Genomic DNA, 2,575 nt, shown 5'->3' with positions numbered 1-2,575 from the left:
GCGCGGCCCGGCCTGTTGCTCACCCCACGCTGCGAGGCGTAACTAACCCAAGGACTCTGGTCGCCGCTGGATGAAAACTCAGGGGCACGTCAGGCACCTTGCAGTCAAAATGTATCTCGCCGCGCACCCTGGAGATATGGAAACGGCGCGTCAGTTCCTAGGGCATCGGTCCGACAAGGTGACCCGCACGCACTATGCAGAGTCGCAGTCCAATACCGCCCATGCGCAATACCATCACACCCTTGCCGAGGCCCGCGTTAGCCTACGTCAGGGTGTCAGATGAAGCAGACGCCTGAGAACCGCTCTTTACCGCTCTGGCAGTGGCCAACCTTTGATAGGGAGCGTTGGACACAAGCCATTCAGGGCCGCGACATCTTCGATCTTCGATCGAACGCTCTTTCTGAGCTGGCGCCGGCCACGATCGAGGGGATTGCGCTTGGGTATGGCCATTGGCTGAACTGGCTAGGTCGAGAGGAGCCGTACCTTCTCATGCTCCGGCCGGGGGACCGGGCGACCATTGACGTCTTGCGGGTTTATCATTCAGCCATGAGAAAGCAGGGGCTTGCAGACTACACGATCGCTGGTCGGATCCGCTCGATTGCAAGAGCCTTGGGAGCGATCGAGCCAGATAACGACTGGTCCATCCTCCGGCTCGCGGCCGACCGTGTTCATCGCGAAGCCAAACCCCAAAAGGAGATCCGAAACATCCTGCGACCCGCTGCCGAAGTGCTGGATTTAGGGTTCGCCCTGATGGAAGACGCCGTAACGGGCGCCCACGGTCCAGATGCGGGCGGCTATGGTTCGCTCCGGTTTCGGGATGGGCTGATGATTGCGTTGCTCATCTTCTGCCCGCTACGGCGCCGCAACCTTGCATCGCTGGCCATTGGTAATGGATTGGAGAGGCAAGGTGATCACTGGCAGATCCGTATCCCCGGCGAAGAGACCAAATCCGGACGGGAAATCTTTTGCCGTTGGCCGGGTCAGTTGGATGTGGCGTTGGCCGAGTATCTGACGGTTCACAGACCAGCACTGCTTGCACGATATGCCGTTCGTGGGCCAGCTACCGAAGCTCTCTGGATATCGCGCCACGGCCGCAAGATGTCATCTCAGGCCATATATGAAACGGTGTGTCGGCGGACGGAGGTCGAGTTTGGGACGGCGATCCATCCTCATGCATTTCGCCATATTGCTGCGACAACGATTGCGACCAGCGCGCCAGAACAGATCGACCTGATAATGACGATCTTGGGCCATTCTTCGATCCGCACGTCCGAAAAATACTACAACAAGGCGCGCGCTTTGGAGGCGGCCTTGAGGGTGAACCAGAACCGGGCTCGCGAGCGTCGAGCCTCACACCCGGCCGGGATCGGTTGGCGGGCTGCTGGGATACTCGCCGACGGAACTATCCAATCGCGTCCTAGCTAGACGCCGATAACCACCCGCGCAGCGCTACGCGCGACGCGAAGCCGACCAGATGAAATGTAAATTACGTCTATCTGAGCCCAAACCCCGGAAAACTAGCCCCAAGCCTCTGCATGGGGGAGGGCGATCATAGACCACCAAGCGCATGCCAACGTGAAACAGGAATGATGCCGCCTAGCATGTGCATTCCTTTCGTGATCTAAAGCCCCGGTCGCGGCTCGGCTTGAACACCGCTCGCGACCGCGCATGCCGTGAACACAGGAGACCCCGCTTTTGTCGGGCGGCTCCCGGAATACAACACCTCTCGTAGGGAATACGGGAGGCGCGTTCCCTGTGTGCGCGTGTTCAACCGCCCCGGCTTCAGCCGGAGGCGAACACGGGGATGACTATGCGTATTCAAATGCTGGCATGCGCCGCTGTGGCGCTGTCCTTGTCTGCTTGCCAACCGTCCAACCAGGTTCAGATAAAACCACCTGAACAACAATCAGCCGAGCAGCAACTGGAGGCGATCCGCCAGCAGGATCCTGAATATGTTACAGAAGCGGAGAGCAGAGCAAAACTGGAGCAGATACCGGCGCGGCCTGAATCACCGTCTGACAAGATATGGTATGTCGCTGCTGTGGGGGAAGGAAGGTGTGAAAGCCTTACCAGCAGCATCAACCTGGAAAACCCTGCCCAAGTCATCGATCTATTCGCTTCGCAGGGAATGCCTCTGGAAGTCATCTACGATGATGGTTCTATGGTGGCGGTGCGGAAGGTGGGAGATCCAAATGATGCAGGAATGGTGTTTGTCAGAGGGGAGTCGACCTGCCGGACTGCCTTAATCGGCCTTACGGCCATGGCGCGCTGAATTTCAGCTTTGTCTTCTCCGCGCAAGCTTTGACGACGCCGACGGTATCCTCCTCGTGATCTCGCCGCGGCCCGTTATCCGAGGAATCCTTTTGGTGTCCGATTGTCGGGTGCGGAAGATGGTCGATCGGACATCCGTACTTGGACGACACGGTCGCGGGCAAATAGCTTCATCTGACGTGGTCGATTGCCCACGTCCGTTTCTGACTGAGGCCGTGTAAAAACCTGCTGAGCGGTGGCGGGGTGGAGGTGGAGACGAAGCGCAGGACGCCATCGCCTCAGGCCCTGATCGCCTCGATCAGAG

Annotated in this window: 2 protein-coding genes; both read left to right on the top strand. The window is 59.0% G+C overall.

Going from position 1 to position 2,575, the window contains the following annotated elements:
- Positions 1–279 precede the first annotated feature (279 nt).
- A complete protein-coding gene (locus HF680_RS15695; RefSeq protein ID WP_185225713.1) occupies positions 280–1,425 on the top strand; it encodes a tyrosine-type recombinase/integrase in 1,146 nt (381 codons plus the stop codon).
- Between the two features lie 379 nt (positions 1,426–1,804).
- Positions 1,805–2,272, top strand: coding sequence for a hypothetical protein (locus HF680_RS15690; RefSeq protein WP_185225712.1), 468 nt, complete (start codon positions 1,805–1,807; stop codon positions 2,270–2,272).
- Positions 2,273–2,575 lie beyond the last annotated feature (303 nt).

This window comes from Brevundimonas huaxiensis (assembly GCF_014218725.1).
In the GTDB taxonomy this organism is placed as follows: Bacteria; Pseudomonadota; Alphaproteobacteria; order Caulobacterales; family Caulobacteraceae; genus Brevundimonas; species Brevundimonas huaxiensis.
Note: the sequence above shows the minus strand (reverse complement) of the source record. Positions and strands in the feature narration are given on the sequence as shown.